Genomic DNA, 21800 nt, shown 5'->3' with positions numbered 1-21800 from the left:
GAGTGCGATGATTTCACGACAATGGAGCCACCCGCGCTTCGACCAATTCGCAGATCAGGTGCAGGGCCAGGGTGTGGACCTCCTGAATGCGCTGAGTGTCGGGCGAGGGGACGATGAGGGCGCAGTCGGCGAGGTCGCCGGCCTCGCCGCCGGTGCCGCCGAGCAAGGCGAAGGTGCGCAGGCCGCAGTCGCGCGCGGTCTTGAGGGCGGCGACGACGTTGGCCGAGCGGCCGCTGGTCGAGATGCCGAACATGACGTCGCCCGGGCGGCCGTAGGCGCGGACCTGGCGGGCGAAGACGTCGGCGTAGCCGACGTCGTTGGCCCACGCGGTCAACACCGCGGTGTCGGCGTTGAGGGCGATGACCGGCAAGGCGGCGCGGTCGGGGGCGAGGAAGCGGCCGACGAGCTCGGCGGCGAAGTGCTGGGCGTCGGTGGCGCTGCCGCCGTTGCCGCACACGAGCACCTTGCCGCCGCGGGCGAAGGCGCCGCTGACGAGGTCGGCGGCGCGCACGATGTCGTCGCGCAGGCAGGTCTTGGCGCGCGACAGCACGGCGAGCAGGTCGTCGAAGCCGCGGTCGACCGCGGCGAAGGCGGCGGTGGGCGCCTGGGCGGGGCGCCGACCGGCGGCCGCGGCGAAGGCGTCGGCCAGGCGAGCGGCGACCTTCTCCCAGGTGAACAACGCGTGGACGCGCTGCAGGCCGAGCTGGGCCAGGCGCCGGGCCAGGCGCGGCTGCGACAGCACGAGGGCGAGCTTGTCGGCCAGGGCGTCGGGGTCGCTCGGCGGGACGAGGTAGCCGGTCTCGCCGTGAGCGACGGTGTGGGCGATGCCGCCGACGTTGGCGCCGATGACCGGGACGCCGCAGGCCATGGCCTCGAGCGGGGTGATGCCGAACGGCTCGTACCACGGGGTGCTGACGAACACGTCGGCGGCGACGTAGTAGTCGCGCAGCTCGCCGCGGCCGCGGCTGCCGACGAAGGTGACGCGCTCCGCGACGCCCTCGTCGCGGGCGACCGCCATCAATCGGCCGATCTCGGGGGTGAGCGCAGGATCGGGCCGGCGCGACTCGCCGCCGACGACGACGAGCCGCGCCCGCAGCTCGCCCGGCAGCCGCGCGAGCGCGCGGATGACGTTGTCGACGCCCTTGCGCGGGACCATGCGCCCGAGCTGCAAGACGATGCGATCGCCGTCGCCGAGGCCGAGCGCGGCGCGGGCCTCGGCGCGACCGCCCGGCCAGAACTCTTCGGGGTCGAAGCCGCACGGGACCATGACCAGCTTCTCGGGGTCGGCCGCGTAGAGGGTCATGAGGTCGACCTCGTCCTGCGGACACTCGGCGACGATCACGTCGGCCTCGGCGACGATCCGCGCCTCGATGGCGAAGCGCTCGTCGGGGAAGCCGTCGGCCTGGCCCTGGTGCTGGCGCCGGACCTTGCCGAGCGCGTGGAAGGTGACCGCGAACGGGACGCCGAGCTCGCGCTTGAGCTCGGCGGCGACGAGGCCGCTCATGAAGAAGTTGGCGTGGGCGAGGTCGTAGCGCTCGCGCCGGGCGTGGGCCGCGACCTCGCGGGTGAAGGCGGGCATGAGCGGCAGCAGCGACTCCTTGGCCAGCGGCGCGGGCGGGCCGGCGTCGACCGGGATCACGCGCACGCCGTCGGCGAGCTCGACGACCGGCGGCAAGGTCGGGCTGTCGCGGCGGGTGAACACGTCGACGCGGTGGCCGAGGCGGCCGAGGTGGCGCGCGACCTGGGCGACGTAGACGTTCTGGCCGCCGCTGTCGCGCCCGCCGAGCGGGGCGAGCGGCGAGGCGTGCTCGCTGATCATGGCGATCCGCAGCGGGCTCTGCGGCTGGCCGACGCCGGCGCCGGTCTCGAACGGCAGCGGCTTCACGCGGTCCTCCGGGCCGGCTCGGGGGCCTGTCCCGCGGGACAGGCGGCGATCGGCGGGATGAGCTGGTCTTCGGGACATCCGGTGTCGGGCGCGACGAGCTGTCCCTCGGGACATCCGGTGACCTCGCCCAGGACCCGCGACCAGTCGGCGGCGAAGCGGCCGATGCCGAACCGCTCGCGGGCGATCCGTCGCGCGCCTGCGGCCAGCTCGGCGGCCTCGGCGGGGTCGGCGAGCAGGCGCCGCATGTGCGCGAGCAGGCGGTCGAGGTCGGTCTCGACGTAGCCGTTGACGCCGCTCTGCACGGCGGTGCTCATCTCGGTGGTGGCGAGGCCGAGGATCGGCAGGCCGATCATCATCGCCTCGCACACCGCCAGGCCGAGGCTGGTGTAGCGGATCGGGTTGAAGAAGAAGCGGTAGCGGCCGAGCCGGGCGTGGAGCTCGCGCAGGGGCAGGTCGCCGAGGCCGCCGAGCGCGGCCGAGTCCATGCCGGCCAGGTCGAGCGGGACGTGGGCGCGCACGCGGTCGAACACGTCGCGGCCGAGCCGACGCCCGCGCCGCGCGAGGTCGTTGACGACGACGATGCCGCGCGCGAGCTCGCCGCTGTAAGTCGTGTCGTCGGGGACGACGACGCCGTGCTCGACGACCCGCACGGGGGTGCGCCCGGCGTCCCACATCAGGGCGTTGAACGGGGTGACGTGGACGAGCAGGACGTCGGGGTCGTCGACGGGGTGGCGGGTGTCGGTCGGCGACTCGCGCGGCGGATCGTGCTCGAGGTAGACGCGCGGCAGCCGGCGCTGGGCGGCGCCGAGGACCTCGAATTGATCGCACTCGTAGTTGCGGCGCGACTGGAACAGGACGACGTCGAACGGCTGCTGCGCGAGGACCTCGACCGGGACCTCGTGGACGTTGGCGCCCCAGGCGAAGCTGCCGCTGCGCCCGCCGTAGCCCTCGGGTCGACCTGGCTTTACGGGCAGGTAGAATTCGTGCGGCGCCTGGGTGAGGTAGTAGAGGTAGCTGCCGTGAACGTGCCAGGTCAGAACGCGGAGTCGTCGCACGAGGGCCTCGCTTTCGCGCTCGCGGGGGCGAGCGCCGCGCTCAGGTCGAGCGCGTCGAGCAGGGAGAGGTGACGCCCCGGACCGATGACGCGGGCCGACGGGGGCGGGACGGCCGGGGCGAGCACGCCGCCGCCGAACTCGCCGGCGAAGCCGGCGCGCACCGGGATGCCGGCGAGATAGGCGAGGTAGGCGACCTCGAAGGCGGTCTCGCCGACGGCCGTGAACACCAGAGCGGCGTCGAGGCGCGCCGCGGCCAGCCGCTCGACCAGGGTCGAGAGGTGCGGGGCGTCGCACCGCGTCAGGGCGCCGGCAGGCACGACCTGGTCGACGAAGGCGGCGACGCGCCCGGCCGCGCGCGCGTCGGCCAACAGGATCACCATGGCCTGCGGCACCGCGACGCGCAGGCGCACGAGCGCCGGCCCGAGCTCGTCGCAGCCGGCCGCGGGCGGGACCACGAGCAGCCGGCGAGCGCGGCGGAGGGCGACCCGCGGGTCAAGCACGATCGACCCCCGCGAGGAACAGGGCGGCGTCGGCCTCGGCGAGGATCGCCGCGGCCGTCGGCGGGACCGCGCGAGCGTCGACGACGCGGTGACGCACGCGATCGAGGGGCGCCCAGCGGCCCGGCGCGGTGCTGCGGAAGACGACGACGCTCGGGGTGTGCAGCGCGCTGGCGAGGTGCGAGACGCCGGTGTCGCCGGCGACGACGAGGCGGGCGCGCTCGACCAGGGCGCCGAGCGAGCCGAGGTCGGTGCGGCCGATGAGATCGACGAGGCCGCGTTCGGCGTGGCGGCGGACCGCAGCGGCGAGGGCGGCCTCGTCGGCGGCGCCGGTGAGGATCACCGCGAGGCCGCGGATCACCAGGCCGTCGGCGACCTGCGCGAGGACGCCGGGGTCGACGCGGCGGTGCGGCTCGGCGGCGCCGGGGTGGACGACCGCGAACGCGGCGTCGGGGGCCAGGCCGGCGGCCTGCAGCAGCGCGTCGCACTGGTGGGCGTCATCCGGCGTGAGCGGGAACTCGAGCCGCTCGCCGCGCGCCTCGATGCCGAGCGCGGCGAGCAAGGCGAGGAGGATCCGCGGCTCCGCGAAGTCGCCCGGGTAGAGCACGAAGGTCGCGGGATCGGGGCACGGCTGCGGCGGGGCGTAGAAGCCGGCGCTGGCGCGCGCGCCCAGCAGCTGGACGAAGATGTTGCTGACGAGGCCGTCGCCGTGCATCTGCAGGGCGAGGTCGAAGCGGCCCTGGACGGCGCGCAGGAAGTCGGGCAAGGCGCGCACGTCGGCGGGGGTCTCGGGCAGGCCGGGGAAGCCGGGGAACTCGAGCAGGTCGTCGACGAGGTGCGGGTAGCGGGCGACGAGCTCGCGAGCCCGTGCGAGGCCCAAAAGAGTGATCCTGGCCCGCGGCAGCGCGGCTCGCAGGGCCCGCAGGGCCGGGGTGGCGCACAGGAAGTCGCCGAGGCCCGGCAGGGCGCGCATGACCACGACCTCGCGCGGCGGGCGGACCTGTCCGCCGATCCGCAAGCGCAGGTCCGGCTCCCTCGCCGGCGAGGCGAGCGCGAACTCCGGTGATACGACTCCGCTCATTGGCGACCTCTGCCCGGCGAATCGTCAATCATCACAGTCGGACGATCACGCGGCGGCCTCGGGCTCGACCCGCGACTCGAGCGCCTCGAAGGTCTCGGCGAGCGTGCGCGCCTGATCGTCGTCGAGGATGGCCTCGACCGCGGCGAAGATCGTGCTCTCCTCGAATTCGACGTGCTCGCTGACGCTGCGCGTGAGCGCCTCGACCTTCGTCGCCCATTTGTCGTCGTCGGCCCGCATCGCCTCGAGCTCGGCGAGCTGCTGCCGGACTTGCGCGTGGTCGCGCTCGGCGTCCTTGACCAGCGCTTTGCCCTGCGCGTCCTGCTGGGCGAGGATGTCGTAGAACACGGCCTCCTCGGCCCGCGCGTGGCGCTCGAGCGCGTCGCGGACCTGGCCGAACAGCTGCTGCCCGCGCGCGACGTCCTGCTCGCGCGCCAGCGCGGCGAGCAGCTCCGCGACGACGCGGTGCTGCTCGCGGATCACCTGGTAGATGGTGGGGTCTTGAGCGGTTTCGATCATCGGGCCGTTCATGACACGGTCGATCGGATGGGGCCAGTCGAATCCCGCCCGGTCGGCCCATATCGCGGGGTCGTGTGATTTTCGCCGACTGCGCCGATTGGGGTCAGCGGGGCGCGGGCTGACCTAAACCCTGGTCCGTCGATTCGCTGACGTCCGCCCGCTCGTCGCCGCTGGCGAGCCGCGCGAGCAGGCCGGCGTGATCGGAGGCCCGCCGCTCGCCCGGCCCGTCGAGGACGAGCGAGACGTCGCAGAGGCGCGAGGCGAGGCCGCGGTCGAGCAGCAGATAATCGATGCGTTTGCGCAGGGCGCCGTGCTCGTAAAAGGTGTGACCCGGGAGGTCGGGGCGCAGCGCGGCCCAGGCGTCGACGAGGCCGGCGCGCAGCAGGCGGGCGAGCGCGTCGCTGGTGGGCGTCTGGTTGAAGTCGCCGAGGAGCAGCCTGGGGCCGGGGACCGCGGCGAGGTATCCGAGGAGCTCGCCGACGTTGTCGCGCGCCTGCGCCTCGGTCCACGACAAATGGGCACACAGGACGTGCAGCGGGCCGCGCGGCCACGCGAACACGCAGTGCAGCAGGACGCGGTCGAACGGGTCGTCGTCGCCGTCGCGGCGCGTCAGCGGGCGGACGTGCACGGCCAGCGCGGGCGCCGGCGACAGCAAGGCGAGGCCGAGTTCACGGCCGTCCGCGTCCGCCGCGGCGGGGCGGTAGACGACCTCGTAACCGCCGACGTCGCGCGCGAGCTGGCTCGCCTGGTCGCTGCCGCCTTCGATCGCCGGGTCGCGCGCGACGGCCTGCAAGGCGACGAGGTCGGGCCGCTGCTCGGCGAGCACGGCGGCGACGAGCGGCCGGCGAGCGCTCCACGGGCCGTGCCGCTCGTCGTAGCCGCCGATGTTGAGGGACAGGATCCGCGTCATGCCCGACAGGGTGATCGATCACGCGAACACCCGCGCGAGCACGCTGCGCGCGCAGGCGTGGCCGCACATCCCGTGGACGCCGCCGCCCGGGGGCGTCGACGAGGAGCAGAGGAAGATGTCGGGTGCGGGGGTGGTGTACGGATCGGCGCGGACGAGCGGGCGAAAGAACAGCTGGCGCAGATCGGCGAGGCCGCCGTTGATGTCGCCGCCCACGTAGTTGGGGTTGTAGCGGGCCATGTCGACGGCGGTGCGGGCCGAGCGGGCGACGATGACGTCGCGGAAGCCGGGGGCGAAGCGCTCGACGTGGGCCTCGATCCGCGCGCCGACGTCGATGGCCGAGCCGTGCGGCACGTGACAGTAGGCCCAGGCGGTGTGCATGCCCGGCGGTGCGCGGCCGGCGTCGAACAGGGTCGGCTGCGCGAGCAAGACGAACGGCTCGGCCGCGACGGCGCCGCGGTGGACGTGGACGAGGGTGTCGGCGACTGCCTCGAGGGAGCCCGAGAGGTGGACGGTGCCGGCGCGCGCACAGGCCGGATCGCGCCAGGGGATCGGCGCCTGCAGGGCCCAGTCGAGCTTGTAGACGCCGGGGCCGTAGCGGAAGCGGCCGAGGCGGCGCAGGTAGGCGGAGGGCAGGCGGCCGGCGGTGATGGTGGCGAGGCGCCGCGGCGAGACGTCGAACAGGTAGGCGCGGGCCGGCGGCAGCTCGGAGACGTGGGCGACCTCGTGGTTCAGCTCGAGCTCGCCGCCGAGCTCGCGCAGGTGCGCGACGAGGGCGTCGACGATCGCCTGCGAGCCGCCGCGGGCGAGCGGCCAGCCCACCGCGTGCGCGGCGATCGTCAGCACCAGGGCGAACGCGGCGGTGGCGGGGGCGTCGAGAGGGACCATCGCGTGGGCGGCGATGCCGGCCAGCAAGCCGCGCGCGGGCTCTTCGGCGAAGCGCCGCGCGAGGCCCTGCATCGACCGCAGGCCGTACACGCCGAAGCGGGCCAGGAGCAGCGGATCTGCGGGCCAGCGCAGCGGGCCGAGGATCATCGGCAGCAGGGCGTCGAAGCGCTCGACGAACGGCGCGACGAGGTCGCTGTAGGCCTGGGCGTCGGCGCCGAACTGCTCCGCGGTGGCGGCGATCGACCGCTCGAGGCGCACGGCCCGGCCGTCGTTCAGGAGGTGCACGAGCGGGGTCGGCGGCTCGATCCACGCCAGGCCGTGACGCGCGAGCGGCAAGGTGCGGAAGTACGGCGAGGCCACGCCGAGCGGGTGGATCGAGGCGCAGGGATCGTGGACGAAGCCGGGCAGGGTGAGCTCGGCCGAGCGACAGCCGCCGCCCGGGGTCGCGCCGGCCTCGACGACGAGGGTCGAAAGGCCCGCGGCGGCCAGGGTGATCGCGGCGGCCAGGCCGTTGGGCCCGGCGCCGACGATCACTGCGTCATACGCGTCACGTGCCATTTTTTGAGGCGGTGGCGGGCGGCGTCGAGTTCGATGCGCAGCAGCTCGCGCGCGGTCCAGGCGAGGAACGCCGGGGTGCCGAGCCGCGGCGGGCGGTGGCCGCGGACCGCCGCGTGCTCGCCCGTGGGGCGGAACAGGTTGCCCTCGACGGGCGGCTCGGGTGCGCCGAGGTGAAACCGTCCGAGCGCGCGGTAGAGCAGCCGCTCCATGGTGCGCGGGAAGACGCGGTGGATGACCAGGCCGAGCTCGGCGATCCGCGGCACGAAGCGCTGGCGCCGGGGGTGTTCGACGAGGTCGACCACGGCGCACGCGACCTGGTCGGGCGACTGCACCGGGGGCATGGCGTTGACGTGGCGACCGAGGTCGTTGGCCGCGACCTGGAAGTGCGGCGTGTCGATCGCGTAGGGGAAGACGGTGCAGACGTGGATGTCGGGGCACTCGGCCAGCTCGACGCGCAGCGCCTCGGACAGGCCGTGCAGCGCGAACTTGCTGATCACGTAGGACGGCACGAAGGCGTGGCCGATCTTGCTGAGCACCGAGCCGATGTTGATCAGCGTGCCGCGACCCTGACGGCGAAACACCGGGACCACCGCGCGCGCGCCGTGCAGGGCGCCGTGGAGGTTGGTCTCGATCACCTGGCGGTGATCCGCGAGCGAGCCGCCCTCGAGCGGGGCGAACAGGGTCACGCCGGCGTTGTTGATCCACGCGTCGATGCGGCCCCAGGTCGACAGGGTCGCCTCGGCCAGGTGCATCACCGCGTCCTCGTGGGTGACGTCGGTCGGGACCACCAGCGCCTCGCCGCCGCGCTCGCGGCAGCCCGCGGCGGTGCGCTCGAGCTCGCCCTCGCGGCGCGCGGCCAGAGCGACCCGCCAGCCGCGCTCCGCCAGGCCGTACGCGGTCGCCCGCCCGAGCCCGCTCGACGCGCCGGTGACGACCGCGACCCTCGATTCGCCCACGCGCCTCATCCCGCGCAGTATGCGGGCGATTCGTGGGCGCGCCAGCGAGGGCCGGCGGGTTCGGCCATGTACGATAGGGTCGATCGGACATGTCCTCGAGGCAATCACAGCAGGGAGCCGAGGCGGCCGGGGCGCGCGGCGGGCCAGATCGATCCAGCAGGGCAGTCGGTTTGCGGCGTCGGTCCCCCGGGGATTTTCCCGGCGGTGGCGCAAGCGGCGGACGGGGCGTCTCCTGCGCCCGGACCCCCCGCATCCCCGCGATGATTCGGCGGGCGGAGTTCCTCCCTGCGCCCGCCGGCCGCCGGGGAGCGCGGCTCGCCATCCACCGAGGTTGGCCCTACGGTCAGGCCTGCACGACGCCCGTGCGCTCCATGATCGAACAGCTCGACACTGCCACCAGTGCCTGCGCGCCCCAACCGCCGCTGTTCGTGGCGCTGACGCGGCTGCTCGCGTTGCCGGTCACGTCGGTCCGCGAGACCCTCGTCGAGGCCTGCGAGGTCGTGGCGTCCGTGGTCGAGACGGACAAGGTCGACGCGTTCCTGCACGACGCCGCACGCGATTCGCTGGTGGCGCTCGGGACCAATGATTCGCCGATGTCCCGCCGCCAGCGCGCGCTCGGCCTCGATCGCGTGCCGATGAGCAACGGGGGCCGCGCCGTCGAGGTGTTCCAGACCGGCGAGCGCTACTTCTGCGACGACGTGCAGGCCGACGCCGGCGAGCTGCAGGGGATCAAGGAGGGGCTCAAGGTGCAGTCGACGATCGCAGTGCCGATCGAGGTGCAAGGCAAGCGCCGCGGGGTGCTGATGGTGACGGCCGCGACCCGGAACAAGTACCGCTGGAGCGACCTCGAGTTCCTGGCCGCAGTCGCCCACTGGGTCGGGGTGGTGACGCACCGCGCTGAGCTGGTCGAGGAGGCCACCCGCGTGGCCGCCGAGCGCGCGCGCCAGCGGACGGCCGAGGAGCTGGTGTCGGTCGTGGCGCACGACCTGCGCAACCTGATCGCGCCGCTGGCCGCGCGGCTGGACGTGCTGACGGTGCGGGCGGAGGCGGAGGCGCGGGCGGCGGACGTCGACGAGCTGAGCAAGGCGCGCCGCGGGGTCGAGCGGCTGGGGCGGGTGCTGTCCAACCTCCTCAGCGTCGAGCGGATCGAGCGCGGCCTGTTCGACCTCCGGCTGCAGGTCGTCGACCTCGTCGAGCTCACCCGCAGCACCGCCGCGCTGTTCGCCGTCGGCGGGCAGGCGATCGAGATCGAGGCGCCGCCGCAGGTGATGGCGCGGGCCGACCCCGACGCGCTGAGGCAGGCGCTCGAGAACCTGCTGCACAACGCGATCACCCACTCTCCGGAGGGGGCGGGGCTGTCGCTGACGATCCGGCGCGACCGGTTCGACGGCGCCAACTGGAGCCTCGTCCGCGTCCGCGACTTCGGGCCCGGCATCCCCGTCGAGCTCCTGCCGACGCTGTTCGACCGCTTCGCCCTCGGGCCGAAGTCGTTCGGCCTCGGCCTCGGCCTCTACCTGGCGCGCAGCATCGTGCAGGCGCACGGCGGCACGCTGGTGGTCGAGGACGCGGACGGGCCCGGGGCCTGCTTCCGCCTGGCGCTGCCGCTGTACGAGCCGGCGAGCGGGCAGGACGGGCCGAGCGAGCGCCCGGAGTGAGCCGGGCGACGAGATGAACTTCAGGACATGCGCGATAGGGCATGTCCATGGAGACATGCTCTCTCGTTCACGTCGTGGCTCACGGCTTGAGCACGACCTTGATGCAGCCTTCTTTCTTGTGCTGGAAGATGTCGTAGCCCTTCGGCGCCTCCTCGAGGTGGAGGCGGTGGGTGATGATGAAGGACGGGTCGATCTCGCCGGCGGCGATCCGCTGCAGCAGGGCCGGGGCGTAGCGGTGGGTGTGGGTCTGGCCCATCTTGAGCGTCAGCCCCTTGTTGAAGGCGGCGCCGAACGGGAAGTGGTCGATGGGGCCGCCGTAGACGCCGGGGACCGAGACGGTGCCGCCCTTGCGGCAGGCCATGACGGCCTGGCGCAGGGCGGTCGGACGGTCGGTCTGCAGGCCGACCGCCTGCTTGACCCGGTCGTACCAGAACTCGAGGCCGTGGCCGTGCGCCTCCATGCCGACAGCGTCGATGCAGATGTCGGGCCCGCGCCCGCTGGTCAGCTCCTTGAGGACCTCGATGACGTCGGACTTCTCGTAGTCGATCGGGGTGGCGTCGCACTTCGTCCGCGCCAGCTCGAGCCGCTCGGGGAAGCGGTCGATGGCGATGACCCGCTTGGCGCCCAGCATCAGGGCGCTCTTCAGCGCGAACAGCCCGACCGGCCCGCAGCCCCACACCGCGACGACGTCGCCCTCCTGGACGTCGCACACGTCGACCGCCATGAAGCCGGTGGAGAAGATGTCGCCGATGAACAGCACCTGCTCGTCGCTGAGGTCGGTCTCGATCTTGACGTGGTTGACGTCGGCGAACGGCACCCGCACATACTCGGCCTGGCCGCCCGGGTAGCCGCCGAACATGTGCGAATAGCCGAACAGGCCGGCCGGCGCGGCGCCGAATTGCTTGGTCGCCAGGGCGGCGTTGGGGTTGCTGCGATCGCACAGCGACCACAGCTGGCGCTTGCAGAAGAAGCAGTCGCCGCAGCTGATGTTGAACGGCACGACCACGCGGTCGCCCTTCTGCACGTCGCGCACCTCGCGGCCGACCTCGAGCACTTCGCCCATGAACTCGTGGCCGAGGATGTCGCCCTTCTGCAGCGTCGGAATCAGGCCGTCGTAGAGGTGGAGGTCCGAGCCGCAGATCGCGCAAGCCGTGACCTTGACGATCATGTCCTTGGCGTCTGCCAGCTGCGGATCGGGGACGGTCTCGACCCGCACGTCGCGGGCCCCGTGGTAGCGCAGTGCTTTCATGGGACACTGCATGACTCGAGTGCGGCCTGGACGGTAGGACGCCCGGGAACGTTCCCGGTGCGGACTCGGCCGTCCGCTCGCTCGTCGGGGCATTCAAGGATGAGTCCGGCGATTCGACGCCCTGCGGGCGAGTGCTATGAGGCGAGCATGTGGCGGGACAGATTCGCAAGGATTCCGGCGTTCGTCGAAGGCGATGTCCACGCAGTGATCGAGTCGCCGGCCGGCAGTCGCAGCAAATTCAAGTGGGACCCGGCGCTCGAGACCTTCACCCTTCACAAGGTGCTGCCGGCCGGGATGGCGTTCCCGCTCGAGTTCGGGTTCATCCCCGGCACCAAGGGCGGCGACGGCGACCCGCTCGACGCGCTCGTCCTCACCGACGAACCGACGTTCGCCGGCTGCCTGGTGCGGGCGCGCTTGCTCGGGGTGATGACCGCCGAGCAATCGGCCGCCGGCGAGGAGCCGGTCCGCAACGACCGCTTCCTCGCGGTCAGCGCGGCGTCCCGCACGTACGAGCAATTGCGGCGCGTGCAGGACATCAGCCCGCGCGCGCTGGCCGACCTCGAGCAATTCTTCGTCCACTACAACGAGCTCGAGGGCAAGCGCTTCCGCGTGCTCGGCATGCTCGGCCCCGAGGCGGCCCGCTCGCTCGTCGAGGCGGGGCAGAAGTAGCGCGTCAGGGCGAGCGGACGAGGCGCGCGGCGGTGTCGAGCAGGCGGCCGAGCTTGACCGGCTTGGGGATCAGGATCGTGCCGGCGGGGGCGCGGGCCGGATCGGAGGTCGACACGATCACGGGGATCCGCGCCAGCTCGGGGACGGCCTGCATGGCCTGATAGACCTGCCCGCCCTCGAGCAGCGGCATCACCAGATCGAGGATGACGAGGTCGGGCTTGACCCGCGCGTGCAGCAATTGATCGAGCGCGTCGCGCCCGTTGGCCGCGGTCATGGTCGCGTAACCCTCGCCGGCGAAGGCCTCGCGCAGGCTCTCGCGGGTCGCCTCGTCGTCGTCGGCGATCAGCACGGTGTGGCCGCGATGCGGGCGATCGGCGAGCGTGGGCTCGGGCGAGGCGCGCGGCAGGCGGAGCGTGAACACGGTGTCGGTCTCGTCGCTCGAGATCACGGAGACGGTGCCGCCGTGGGCCTGGGCGATCTGCTGGGCGATATAGAGGCCGAGGCCGAGGCCGCGGGCGTTGGTGCGCGAGGGCGAGTGGTCGCGGCCGCGGAACGGGTCGAACAGCACCGGCACGAGCTCGGTCGGGATGACGCCGCGGTTGCGGATCTCGACCGCGATCTGGTGGCCGTCCTCGAACACGCGGATGCCGATCGGGCCGTCCGCGTGGCCGTGCTGGATCGCGTTGCCGATCAGGTTCGACAGCGCCTGGACCAGGCGGTCGGGGTCGCCGGCGGTGACGGTGTCGCCGAGGGTCTCGACCCGGACCTCGCGCTGCGAATGCGTGGTGCGCAGCTCGTCGACGGCGCGCTGCACGAGCTCGACGACGTCGACCCGCTGGCGCGCGCGCGCGAAGCCGAGGCCGCCGGCCAGCCGCGCGCGCGTCAGGTCGAGCAGCTGCTCGATCATCTCGTTCATGCGGTGGCTCGAGACGAACATGCGCCGCAAGATGCCGCGCTGGTCGTCGTCGATCACCAGCTGCTCGAGGATCTCGGTGCCGGTCTGGATCGCCGACAGCGGGGTGCGCAGGTCGTGGCCGAGGATCCCGACGAACATCTCGTTGAGACGCAGGGCGTGGGTGCAGTCGCGTCGCTGCCGCGACAGCTCGAAGAACACGTCGGCCTTGCTCCGCAGCACCCGCGGGTCGATCGGCTTGTGCAGGAAGTCGACCGCGCCGGACTCGTAGCCCTGGAACACCCGCTCGCTGTCGCGCGCGCCGGCGGTGATGAAGATGATCGGCACGTTCTTGGTGCGCTCGGTGCCTCGCATCAATTCGGCCAGCTCGAAGCCGTCCATCCCCGGCATCTGCACGTCGAGGAAGGCCAGGGCGACGTCGTGGACGAGCAGCAGCTCGAGCGCCTCGAAGCCGCTGCGCGCGGTGAGGATGTCGAGGCCGTCGCGCCGCAGGAGCGCCTCGAGGGCGATGAGGTTCTGCTCGGTGTCGTCGACGAGGAGGAAGTTGATCGGTTCGAGGTTCATGTCGCCTCCCCGGAGCGCGTGGGCGCGGCGAGCCGCGCGAGCAAGGTGCCGATGGCGGCCGCCGGCACGGCGTGGTCGATGGCGACGCGCTGCAGCGCGGCCGCCGGCATGATCGGGACCGCGGCGGTGGCCGGCGACTCGACGATCGTGAGGCCGCCGGCCTCGGCGATGCGCCCGAGGCCGCGGGCGCCGTCCTCGTTGGCGCCGCTGAGCAGGACGCCGGCGAGGTGCGGCCCGAAGGCGTCGGCGGCCGACTCGAACAGGACGTCGATCGAGGGCCGCGAGAACAGCACGGGGCGGTCGACCGAGAGCGAGAAGCTGCGCCCGCGCTCGACGAGCAGGTGGTAGTTCGGCGGGGCGACGTAGACCGTGCTGGGCACGATGGGCTCCTTGTCGTCGGGCTCCCGCGTCGGCAGCGAGGCCTTGGTTCGCAGGACCTCGACGAGGTGGCTGGGCTGGGTCGGCGGCAGGTGCAGGACCACGGCCAGCGGCAGCGGATAACCCGGCGGCAGCGCCGGCAGCAGGGCGGCGAGAGCGTCGAGCGCCCCCGACGAGCCGCCGATCACGATCATGTGAATGTTGCGCGTCGCCATGGTCTACCGCCGTTGATAGATCCGGTCCTCGGGGACGAGCTCGGTGAACGCCTCGGCGTGCGCCGAGAACCGCAGGGTCTCCTTGGCGCCCAGGCCGAGGAAGCCCTTGCGCCGCACCGAGTCGCGCAAGATGCCGATCGCCCGGTCCTGCAGCGGGCGGTCGAAGTAGATCAGGACGTTGCGACACGACACCAGCTCGACCTCGGCGAAGGCGACGTCGGTGGCGAGGCTGTGGTCGGAGAACAGGATCGCCTGCTTGAGCCGACGGTCGAGGATCGCCGAGGAATACTGCGCGGTGTAGAAGTCGGACAGCGAGCCGCGCCCGCCGGCCTGGCGGTAGCTGTCGGAGAAGCGGGCGAAGCGCTCGAGGTCGTAGACGCCGGCCTCGGCGGCGCGCAGGCTCTCGGGGTGGATGTCGGTGGCGTAGATGAGGGTGCGGTCGAGCAGGCCCTCCTCGGCGAACACGATGGCGAGCGAGTAGGCCTCCTCGCCGGTGGCGCAGCCGGCGACCCACACCTTGAGCGAGGGATAAGTGCGCAGGTACGGCACGACGCGTTCGCGGAGCGATCGATAATACGAGGGGTCGCGGAACAGGTCGCTGACCTGGACGGTGAGGAAGCGGAGCAGCTCGCTGAAGCCGCGCGGCTCGGCGAGCACGCGCTCGCGCAGCTCGGCGAGCGAGGGGCAGCGGAGGTGGGTCAGTGCGGCGCCGATCCGCCGGCGCAGCGAGGCCTCGGCGTAGCCGCGGAAGTCGTAGTGATAGCGGTGGTAGACCGCGTCGAGCAGCGCGCTCAGCTCGGGGTCGGGCGACGTCGTCATTTGGGCATCCACACCCGCGCCAGCGACAGCAGCTTGTCGACGTCGAGCGGCTTGGCGATGTAGTCGTTGGCGCCGGCGGCGAGGCAGCTGGCGCGATCGTCGGCCATGGCCTTGGCGGTGAGGGCGATGATCGGGATCTTGGCGGTCGCAGGGTCGGCGCGGACCGCCCGCGTGGCGGTGAGACCGTCCATCTCCGGCATCATCAGGTCCATCAGGATCAGGTCGACGCCCGGCTTGAGTTTCAGGTGCTGCAGCGCCTCCTTGCCGTTGCGCGCGATCTCCACCTTGGCCCCGCGCGGCTCGAGCACGCTGGTCAAGGCGAACACGTTGCGGACGTCGTCCTCGACGACGAGCACGCGCCGACCCTCGAACACCGCGTCGCGGTGGCGAGCGTCCCGCAGCATGCGCTGCCGCTCGGGCGGGAGGCTGGTCTCGACCTGGTGGAGGAACAGGGTGACCTCGTCGAGCAGCCGCTCCGGCGAGCGCGCGCCCTTGATGATGATGGACTGCGAGAAGCGCCCGAGCTCCTGCTCCTCGACGCGGCTGATCGCCCGGCCGGTGTAGACGATGACGGGCGGGAACCCGTACTGCTCGCCCTGGGCCATCTCCCGCAAGAGTTCGAAACCTGACCTGTCGGGCAGGCTGAGGTCGAGGACCATGCAGTCGAAGGTGGTGGTGCGCAACGCGCGGAGCGCGTCGTCGGCGGTGCCGACCGGCACTGTCTCGACGTCGTCGGCCGCGAGCAGCTTGCAGGTGCTCTCGCGGTGGACGACGTCGTCCTCGACGACGAGGACCCGCCGCAGCGACTGCGCGGCCTTCGACTCGAGCCGCCGCAGGGCCGCGACCAACTGGTCGCGGACGACGGGCTTGATGGCGTAGGCGACGGCGCCCATCTCGAGGGCGATGCGGGTGTGGTCGCTGGCGGAGATGACGTGGACCGGGATGTGCCGGGTCGCGGGGTCGTGCTTGAGCGCGTCGAGGACGCTGAGGCCGGAGCGGTCGGGCAGGGAGACGTCGAGGACGATGGCGCTCGGCCGCTGCTGACGCGCGAGCGCCAGGCCCTCCTCGGCGGTGTCGGCGAGGAGGGGGTGGAAGTCGAGCTCGCGCGCGAGGCCGGCGAGGATTCCGGCGAACGCGGGGTCGTCCTCGACGAGGAGGATCGAGCGCGCGGCGGTCGGCGCCTGCGGCGGGGGCGGCGGCGCGGGGAGGCGACGCAAGGGAGGGATCGGCGTCGGGCTCGGGAGCGGCGCGAGGGTCGGCGCCGCGGCCGAACCGGGGGCGACGAGCTGCGCGGGGATGGTGAGGGTGAAGGTGCTGCCGCGGCCGACGACGCTGGCGACGGTGAGCTCGCCGCCGAGCAGGCGCGCCAGGTCGCGTGAGATCGAAAGACCGAGGCCGGTGCCGCCGTACTTGCGGTTGGTCGTGCCGTCGGCCTGGCGGAACGCTTCGAAGATCAGCTCCTGCTGATCGGGCGGGATGCCGATGCCGGTGTCGGTGACGTCGAAGGCGACCGCGCCGGCCCCGGCGGCGCGCACCGTGAGCTTGACGCCGCCCTGCTCGGTGAACTTGAGCGCGTTCGACAGCAGGTTGCGCAGGATCTGCGACAGCCGCGTCGGATCGGTCTGGAGGGCGCCCGGGACGTCGCGCTGGACGTCGAGGTCGAGCGCGAGCCGCCGGTCGCGGGCGACCGGGCGGAAGGTCGTCGTCAGCTGATCGGTGAGCCGCGCCAGCGAGATGGTCTCGGGCCGGACGTCGAGCATGCCGGCCTCGATCTTCGACAGGTCGAGGATGTCGTTGATGAGGGTGAGGAGGTCGTTGCCGGCGGAGTAGATGGTCTCGGCGAACTTGACCTGCTCGGCGTCGAGGTTGCCCTGGCGGTTGTCGGCCAGCAGCCGGGCCAAGATCAGCGAGCTGTTGAGCGGGGTGCGCAGCTCGTGCGACATGTTGGCGAGGAACTCGGACTTGAAGGCGGAGGTCCGCTTGAGCTGGATCTGCGCCTGCGTGAGGGTGTCGCGCTCGGCCTGCAGCGCCTGCGTCTGCTCCTCGAGGTGGGCGTTGATCTGCTCGAGCTCGGCCTGCTGATTGCCGAGGCGCGCCCGCGACTCCTCGAGCGCGCGGGTCTGCTGCTCGAGCTCCTCGTTCTGCACCCGCAGCTCTTCTTGCTGGGTCTGCAGCTCCTCGGCCTGGCGCTGGGTCTCCTCGAGCAGGGCGGCGAGCCGCTCCTTCTGCTCGGAGCTGCGGACCGCGAGCGCGACCGTCTCGCCGATCCGCTCGAGCAGGGCGCGCACGCGCGGCTCGGCCGGGCGCAGGAAGCCGAGCTCGAGCACTGCGATGGTGACGCCGTCGACCCGCGCGGGCAGGACGAGCACGTGGGCGGGGAAGCGTTCGCTGGTGCCGGTGCGCAGGGGCAGCTCGTCGGCGTCGCGCAGCTCGACGACCTGGCCGCCGGCGGCGGCGCGGCCGATGACGCCCTCGCCGGCGGCGAAGGTCTCCGGCCCGGCGGCTCGCGAGTCGAGCGCGAGGCCGACGCGCCGCACCCAGTCGCCGCCGTCGCGCACGAAGAAGGCGCCGACGTCGGCGCCAGCGTGGGCGGCGAGCGCGGCCAGGCAGTCGTGGCCGACCTGCACGGTGCTCTTCTCGCCCTGCACGACCTCGGCGACGCGCGTGTGACCCTCGCGGATCCAGGCCTCGGCCTCGAGCGCGGCGCGGGCCTGCTGCTCGGCGTCGAGGGCGGTGCCGAAGGTGCTGGCGATCGAGGCGAGCTGACGGCGCGAGAGGAACGCGAGCAGGAGGGCGACGCCGGCGAGCAGCGCGACGAAGGCGGACCGGGCGATCGCGGTCGAGCGCTCCGAGGCGACGGCGCGCGCGACCAGCAGGTCCTTCTCGATGTCGGTGGCCACGGTCATCGCGTCGCGGATGTCGTCCATCCGGGCCTTGCGCGCGAGCATGGCGGCGGGGCTGCGCGCCTGGTCGAGGTCGTGGCCGCTCAGCGCGGCCTCGCAGGTGGCGTACCACTCGCGGTAGTGCTGGTGGGCCTGATCGAACTGGGCCTGCTGCGCGGCGCTGTCGGCGATGAGCTCGTGCAGGCGCTCGAACTTGCCGTCCGGGTGCGCCCGCTCGAACGGGCCCAGGTACTGACGATCGCCGGTCAGTAGGTAGCCGCGCAGCGCGGTCTCCTGATCGACGATCTCGAGCATCGTCGCGTTGGCCTGCGAGAGGACCTCGTTGCTGTGGTTGACCCAGGCGGCGTCGTCGGCCATCAGGAGGATCTGCCGGCCGAGGACGACGCCGAGCAGCAACAGGAGGGCGATCGGCGTGGCGATCGCGACTGTGAGCCGCTTGGTGAGCGACGTGCGCTGCTCGTCCCTGCTGAGGTTCACCCGATGCTCCTTAGTGTCCGCGGTGTCCGAGGCGCCCCGCCGGCCGATGGCCGCTGCGCGGCGAACCTCCGACGAGCGCGTGGCCGGTCCGGCCGCCGCAGCCCGTGAGGGTATATCATTCGCACGAAGCATGATTCGTGGCGGGACGCGCAGGGAGGCCGAGCGCGGCAGGGCGGGTGATGTTTCGCATGACGCGTATGAAAGGGCGCTGCGACGATCGGTGTCTCCCCTGCGGGCCAGGCGATACCCCCGTCTCCACGCCCGCATCCCCGGCAGAACGGCGCCGAGGCCGAGGCGGAGGCGGTTCACACGGCCGAGTCCGCTGCGCCCGTGATTCGTACGATCGGGCTGCGTCGTGCGCGCGAACGGTGGGAATGGCGAACGCGCCGCCGAAATCGACGGCATGACAAGGGCCGTGACGAGCGCCTGGCGCCGTTTGCTGGCGCTAGTCGGGCGAGCGCGCGGTGCAACCGCGATCAAACTGGTGGGCGGAGAAACCGACCATGAACCGCGATCAGATCCAGGGGAAGTGGGAGCAGCTCAAGGGCAAGGCGAAGCAGTTCTGGGGGAACCTGACCGACGACGATTTCCTCAAGGCCGAAGGCAACGCCGACAAGCTGTGCGGGATCATTCAGGAGCGCTCGGGGGAGCGCCGCGAAGAGATCGAGCGCAAGCTGGGCTACAAGGCCGAAAACAACAGCAACCTGTGACGAATGTGGGCGCTCCGCGCCGCTCTGCGATGCGATTCGGCGCGTCTGCAGGTCCCGTGACCTGCAGGCGCGCCGCGTCGTTTTGCGTTGCGGCGATTCGCGGGCCCGGCGCCGAGAGGGCTGCGGTGTCGTCGGAATCCGTCCATTCATCATACCGCGCCGAGGCTCCCGGTCCGGGTCGCGGTAAAGGCATTTTTGCCGAGCGGCGGTCGACGCCGCGGCCCGGTCGTCCGCGCCGCGGCGGGCTCGTCGATCAGGTGCCCGGGAGGCACATCATCGCCGGGTCGAGGTGCTCCGGGCTGTACTCCCCGAGGCAGAACTCGCCGTAGTTCTCCCATTGCATGTTCTCGTCGTCGACGTAGACGGTGTTGGCGGGGTCGAACGAGAAGGGGCACAGGTCGACCACGTCGCCGAGGCCGTCGAAGTCCTGGTCCGATTGCGGCATGAGGCAGAAGCTGGCCCACAAGGTGGCGAGGTCGACGGTGCCGTTCAGCGGCTGGCCCTCCTGCGCGCAGCCGGGCGGGAGTTGGACGACGCCTGGTTGGTTGAGGACTTTGGCGGGCAGCGGCACCGTGTCGCCGTCGGGATCGAGAGTGGTGCCGGCGGGGTGGAGGCGGACGCAGCAATAGCCGTTGGCGCTGAGGTCGTAGAAGCCGATCCGGCGCGGGTCGGGGGTGAGGTCGGCGTCCAGCGTGGTCTCGCAGTTGAAGCCGACGAAGTCGCCGTCCTGGTCGTTCTCCTCCGCATGGCCCATCTGCACTTGCTGCGGGTTGCCGACGTAGGGGCAGGTGTCGCAGATGTCGCCGATGTCGTCTCCGTCGAAGTCGGCGTGGCCGCACTGGCCCTGGACGCACTTGCTGGCGGCCGGGCAGTCGGCGTCGTCGTCGCACGCCTGCAGCGCCACGGGCTGGCGCGGGCAGCCGTCGTCCCCGTTGCGCAGGCCGTCCTGGTCGAAGTCGTCGTCGAGGCCGAAGCCGACCGGGCCGGCAGCGCCCGGCAGCATGGTGCCGGCGCAGGCGTCGCCGACGAGATCCTTGTCGGCGTCGATCTGGCAGTCGTCGCCGTCGAACGCGATCGGGTCGCCGAGCTCGTATGGATCGAGGCCCTCGCCGTAGTCCTGGCAATTGGGGGTGCGCACGCAGTTGTCGCAGGCGTCGCCGATGCCGTCGCGATCGCTGTCGGCGGTGCTCGGGATGTTGCGCACCTTCATGCGCTCGGAGATCGGCGCGTCGGTGTCGTTGTAGTGCGCGGCCGCCTTCACGCACAGGTCGCAGGCGTTGCCGATGCCGTCCTTGTCGCTGTCGGCCTTGGGCTCGCCGACCGGGAGGGTCGGGCACAGATCGGCGACGTCGCCGAAGCCGTCACCGTCGACGTCCGACTGGTCAGGGTTGAAGTGATCGGGGGCGTTGTCGCAGTGGAACATCACGCCGTCGCGATCCAGGTCCAGCTTGCAGTCGGTGACCGGACCCTCGCAGCTCGGCAGCGGCTCGTCGCCGGTGGTGTCGGTGGTGGTCAGGTCGGCGGTCGTGCTCACGCCGGAGGTCGATTCGGCGGGGCCGGTGTCGGTGCTCGTGGTGCCGGGGTCGACGGTGCCGCCGGGGTCGACGGTGCCGCCGGGGTCGGTGGCGCCGTCGGTGTCGAAGGGGTCGAGCTCGGCGGGCTTGCAAGCGCCGAGGACGAGGAGCACGGCGCCGAGCAGGTGGCGCGGTTGGCGGTGGTGAGGGCGAATCATGATGCTGCAGTCGCGCGAGCGGATCGCGGCGGCTCACCGATTTGCCGGCCGTGCGCGCGAACGATCGGACGGGCTTCGGACCCGGCAGGGCGAATGAGCGGCAAACCGCGGGCGAGGGCTCTACGCGCGTGATGCAGCACGAGCAGGTGCGTGGTGCATGCGGTCGCACGCGGGCGCGGCCGCTAGCGAACCGCGGCGACTGATGCGACGCCGTCCGCGCAATGACGGGGTCGTGGCGCGGCGGTCGCTTCGGAGCGGTCGAGGTGCTCGCGAACCGCTGCGGTCGGTGAGCGCTGGGCCGGCGGCTCAGGTCTGCGGATCGAAGTCGGTGGCGCGGGCCAGCGCTTCGGCGTGGTCGACGTCTGCGGCGATCTTGGCCAGCTTGGCGCGGATCTGGTCGACAGCGTCGCCGCCGAGGGGGAGGCGCAGCGGGACGGCGGAGCGGCCGACCACGTCGACGATCGCGCGCGCGGCCTTGGCCGGGTCGCCGCCCTGTTCGCCGTGGGTCTGCGTCACCCACGAGCGCATCGCCCCGACGGTGGCGGCGTAGGCGTCCATGGCCGGCATGTGGCGGAAGGCGGGGCCGAACAGGGCGGTGCGGAAGGCGCCCGGCTCGACCACGAGGACGCGGACGCCGTGCGGCTCGAGCTCGGCGGCGAGGCTCTCGGACGCTGCCTCGAGCGCGTGCTTGGCCGCGCAGTAGGCCCCGAACCCGGGCGCGGTGGTGATGCCGCCGACGCTGGTGATCTGGACGATCGTGCCGCTCCGGCGCGCGCGCATGTGCGGCAGGACCTCGCGGGTGGTGCCGATCGCGGCGAAGAACATCAGCTCCATCGTCGCCCGCAGCGCGTCGTCGTCGGTCTCTTCGAGCGCGCCGAGGATGCTAAAGCCCGCGTTGTTGACGAGGACGTCGATGCGGCCGAAGCGGGCCAGGGCGGCGGTGACTGCGGCGCGCACCTGCTCGGGGCGGGTGACGTCGAGCTCGGCGAGCTGGACGCGATCGGGGGCGCGGGCGGCCAGGTCGGCGAGGGCGTCGGGTCGGCGCGCGGTGGCGACGACGCTGTCGCCGCGGGCGAGGACCTCCTCGACGAGGGCGCGGCCGAAGCCGGAGGACGAACCGGTGACGAACCAGACCTTGGCGGTCTCGGCGGTGGGGGCGGGGCGGGTGCTCAT

18 protein-coding genes are annotated in these 21800 nt (G+C 72.5%); 3 read left to right on the top strand and 15 right to left on the bottom strand.

Going from position 1 to position 21800, the window contains the following annotated elements; translation table 11 throughout:
- Positions 1 to 13: 13 nt before the first annotated feature.
- The 8 genes from OV090_RS31195 to OV090_RS31160 form a co-directional block, all read right to left on the bottom strand.
- Complete coding sequence (locus OV090_RS31195; protein ID WP_267708299.1) at positions 14 to 1885, bottom strand: glycosyltransferase; 1872 nt, start codon at positions 1883 to 1885, stop codon at positions 14 to 16.
- Complete coding sequence (locus OV090_RS51055) at positions 1882 to 2940, bottom strand: glycosyltransferase (RefSeq protein ID WP_267708298.1); 1059 nt, start codon at positions 2938 to 2940, stop codon at positions 1882 to 1884. Before OV090_RS51055 ends, OV090_RS31195 begins: the two co-directional genes overlap by 4 nt.
- Positions 2919 to 3440, bottom strand: a complete 522-nt coding sequence (locus OV090_RS31185) for a hypothetical protein (protein WP_267708297.1) — start codon at positions 3438 to 3440, stop codon at positions 2919 to 2921. The genes OV090_RS51055 and OV090_RS31185 overlap by 22 nt, the downstream gene beginning before the upstream one ends.
- On the bottom strand, positions 3433 to 4518 hold the full coding sequence (locus OV090_RS31180) for a glycosyltransferase family 9 protein (protein WP_267708296.1): 1086 nt from the start codon (positions 4516 to 4518) through the stop codon (positions 3433 to 3435). Before OV090_RS31180 ends, OV090_RS31185 begins: the two co-directional genes overlap by 8 nt.
- Before the next feature lie 45 nt (positions 4519 to 4563).
- Positions 4564 to 5034, bottom strand: coding sequence for a hemerythrin domain-containing protein (locus OV090_RS31175; protein WP_267708295.1), 471 nt, complete (start codon positions 5032 to 5034; stop codon positions 4564 to 4566).
- Positions 5035 to 5137: 103 nt separating this feature from the next.
- Positions 5138 to 5944, bottom strand: a complete 807-nt coding sequence (locus OV090_RS31170) for an endonuclease/exonuclease/phosphatase family protein (RefSeq protein WP_267708294.1) — start codon at positions 5942 to 5944, stop codon at positions 5138 to 5140.
- A gap of 18 nt (positions 5945 to 5962) precedes the next feature.
- Positions 5963 to 7387, bottom strand: coding sequence for an NAD(P)/FAD-dependent oxidoreductase (locus tag OV090_RS31165; protein ID WP_267708293.1), 1425 nt, complete (start codon positions 7385 to 7387; stop codon positions 5963 to 5965).
- The gene (locus OV090_RS31160) at positions 7360 to 8343 is read right to left on the bottom strand and encodes an SDR family NAD(P)-dependent oxidoreductase (RefSeq protein WP_267708292.1); all 984 of its coding nucleotides are present in this window, start codon (positions 8341 to 8343) and stop codon (positions 7360 to 7362) included. The genes OV090_RS31165 and OV090_RS31160 overlap by 28 nt, the downstream gene beginning before the upstream one ends.
- Before the next feature lie 371 nt (positions 8344 to 8714).
- Between OV090_RS31160 and OV090_RS31155 the strand changes: the two genes are divergently transcribed.
- Positions 8715 to 9998 carry an ATP-binding protein gene (locus tag OV090_RS31155; RefSeq protein WP_267708291.1) on the top strand — a complete coding sequence of 428 codons (1284 nt, stop codon included), beginning with the start codon at positions 8715 to 8717 and terminating at the stop codon, positions 9996 to 9998.
- A 79-nt stretch (positions 9999 to 10077) separates the two neighbouring features.
- Here OV090_RS31155 and OV090_RS31150 read toward each other — a convergent pair whose 3' ends face one another.
- A complete protein-coding gene (locus tag OV090_RS31150) occupies positions 10078 to 11247 on the bottom strand; it encodes a zinc-dependent alcohol dehydrogenase (protein ID WP_267708290.1) in 1170 nt (389 codons plus the stop codon).
- 147 nt (positions 11248 to 11394) lie between these two features.
- Between OV090_RS31150 and OV090_RS31145 the strand changes: the two genes are divergently transcribed.
- Positions 11395 to 11916, top strand: coding sequence for an inorganic diphosphatase (locus OV090_RS31145; protein WP_267708289.1), 522 nt, complete (start codon positions 11395 to 11397; stop codon positions 11914 to 11916).
- 4 nt (positions 11917 to 11920) lie between these two features.
- Here the strand turns inward: OV090_RS31145 and OV090_RS31140 are convergent, their stop codons facing one another.
- Genes OV090_RS31140 through OV090_RS31125 form a run of 4 tightly spaced genes read right to left on the bottom strand, consistent with a single transcriptional unit; the run spans position 11921 to position 18185 of the window.
- The gene (locus OV090_RS31140; RefSeq protein ID WP_267708288.1) at positions 11921 to 13393 is read right to left on the bottom strand and encodes a response regulator; all 1473 of its coding nucleotides are present in this window, start codon (positions 13391 to 13393) and stop codon (positions 11921 to 11923) included.
- Positions 13390 to 13986 (bottom strand): chemotaxis protein CheB, encoded by a 597-nt coding sequence (locus OV090_RS31135; protein ID WP_267708287.1) that lies wholly within the window; start codon positions 13984 to 13986, stop codon positions 13390 to 13392. The genes OV090_RS31140 and OV090_RS31135 overlap by 4 nt, the downstream gene beginning before the upstream one ends.
- A 3-nt stretch (positions 13987 to 13989) precedes the next feature.
- Positions 13990 to 14805, bottom strand: a complete 816-nt coding sequence (locus OV090_RS31130) for a CheR family methyltransferase (protein WP_267708286.1) — start codon at positions 14803 to 14805, stop codon at positions 13990 to 13992.
- Complete coding sequence (locus OV090_RS31125) at positions 14802 to 18185, bottom strand: response regulator (RefSeq protein WP_267708285.1); 3384 nt, start codon at positions 18183 to 18185, stop codon at positions 14802 to 14804. The genes OV090_RS31130 and OV090_RS31125 overlap by 4 nt, the downstream gene beginning before the upstream one ends.
- Before the next feature lie 503 nt (positions 18186 to 18688).
- On the opposite strand from OV090_RS31125, the gene OV090_RS31120 reads away from it, so the two are divergent.
- A complete protein-coding gene (locus OV090_RS31120) occupies positions 18689 to 18895 on the top strand; it encodes a CsbD family protein (protein WP_267708284.1) in 207 nt (68 codons plus the stop codon).
- 253 nt (positions 18896 to 19148) lie between these two features.
- Here the strand turns inward: OV090_RS31120 and OV090_RS31115 are convergent, their stop codons facing one another.
- The gene (locus OV090_RS31115) at positions 19149 to 20627 is read right to left on the bottom strand and encodes a thrombospondin type 3 repeat-containing protein (protein WP_267708283.1); all 1479 of its coding nucleotides are present in this window, start codon (positions 20625 to 20627) and stop codon (positions 19149 to 19151) included.
- Positions 20628 to 20933: 306 nt separating this feature from the next.
- On the bottom strand, positions 20934 to 21800 hold the full coding sequence (locus tag OV090_RS31110) for an SDR family NAD(P)-dependent oxidoreductase (RefSeq protein ID WP_267708282.1): 867 nt from the start codon (positions 21798 to 21800) through the stop codon (positions 20934 to 20936).

It is taken from the genome of Nannocystis sp. RBIL2, assembly GCF_026626745.1.
Classification (GTDB): Bacteria; Myxococcota_A; Polyangia; order Nannocystales; family Nannocystaceae; genus Nannocystis.
Note: the sequence above shows the minus strand (reverse complement) of the source record. Positions and strands in the feature narration are given on the sequence as shown.

Bases quoted from the DNA above. Each gene is read 5' to 3' on its own strand.
- OV090_RS31180 (WP_267708296.1), bottom strand. From the start codon at position 4,518: ATGAGCGGAGTCGTATCACCGGAGTTCGCGCTCGCCTCGCCGGCGAGG.
- OV090_RS31175 (WP_267708295.1), bottom strand. From the start codon at position 5,034: ATGATCGAAACCGCTCAAGACCCCACCATCTACCAGGTGATCCGCGAG.
- OV090_RS31170 (WP_267708294.1), bottom strand. From the start codon at position 5,944: ATGACGCGGATCCTGTCCCTCAACATCGGCGGCTACGACGAGCGGCAC.
- OV090_RS31165 (WP_267708293.1), bottom strand. From the start codon at position 7,387: ATGGCACGTGACGCGTATGACGCAGTGATCGTCGGCGCCGGGCCCAAC.
- OV090_RS31155 (WP_267708291.1), top strand. From the start codon at position 8,715: ATGATCGAACAGCTCGACACTGCCACCAGTGCCTGCGCGCCCCAACCG.
- OV090_RS31150 (WP_267708290.1), bottom strand. From the start codon at position 11,247: ATGAAAGCACTGCGCTACCACGGGGCCCGCGACGTGCGGGTCGAGACC.
- OV090_RS31145 (WP_267708289.1), top strand. From the start codon at position 11,395: ATGTGGCGGGACAGATTCGCAAGGATTCCGGCGTTCGTCGAAGGCGAT.
- OV090_RS31140 (WP_267708288.1), bottom strand. From the start codon at position 13,393: ATGAACCTCGAACCGATCAACTTCCTCCTCGTCGACGACACCGAGCAG.
- OV090_RS31135 (WP_267708287.1), bottom strand. From the start codon at position 13,986: ATGGCGACGCGCAACATTCACATGATCGTGATCGGCGGCTCGTCGGGG.
- OV090_RS31130 (WP_267708286.1), bottom strand. From the start codon at position 14,805: ATGACGACGTCGCCCGACCCCGAGCTGAGCGCGCTGCTCGACGCGGTC.
- OV090_RS31120 (WP_267708284.1), top strand. From the start codon at position 18,689: ATGAACCGCGATCAGATCCAGGGGAAGTGGGAGCAGCTCAAGGGCAAG.
- OV090_RS31115 (WP_267708283.1), bottom strand. From the start codon at position 20,627: ATGATTCGCCCTCACCACCGCCAACCGCGCCACCTGCTCGGCGCCGTG.
- OV090_RS31110 (WP_267708282.1), bottom strand. From the start codon at position 21,800: ATGAGCACCCGCCCCGCCCCCACCGCCGAGACCGCCAAGGTCTGGTTC.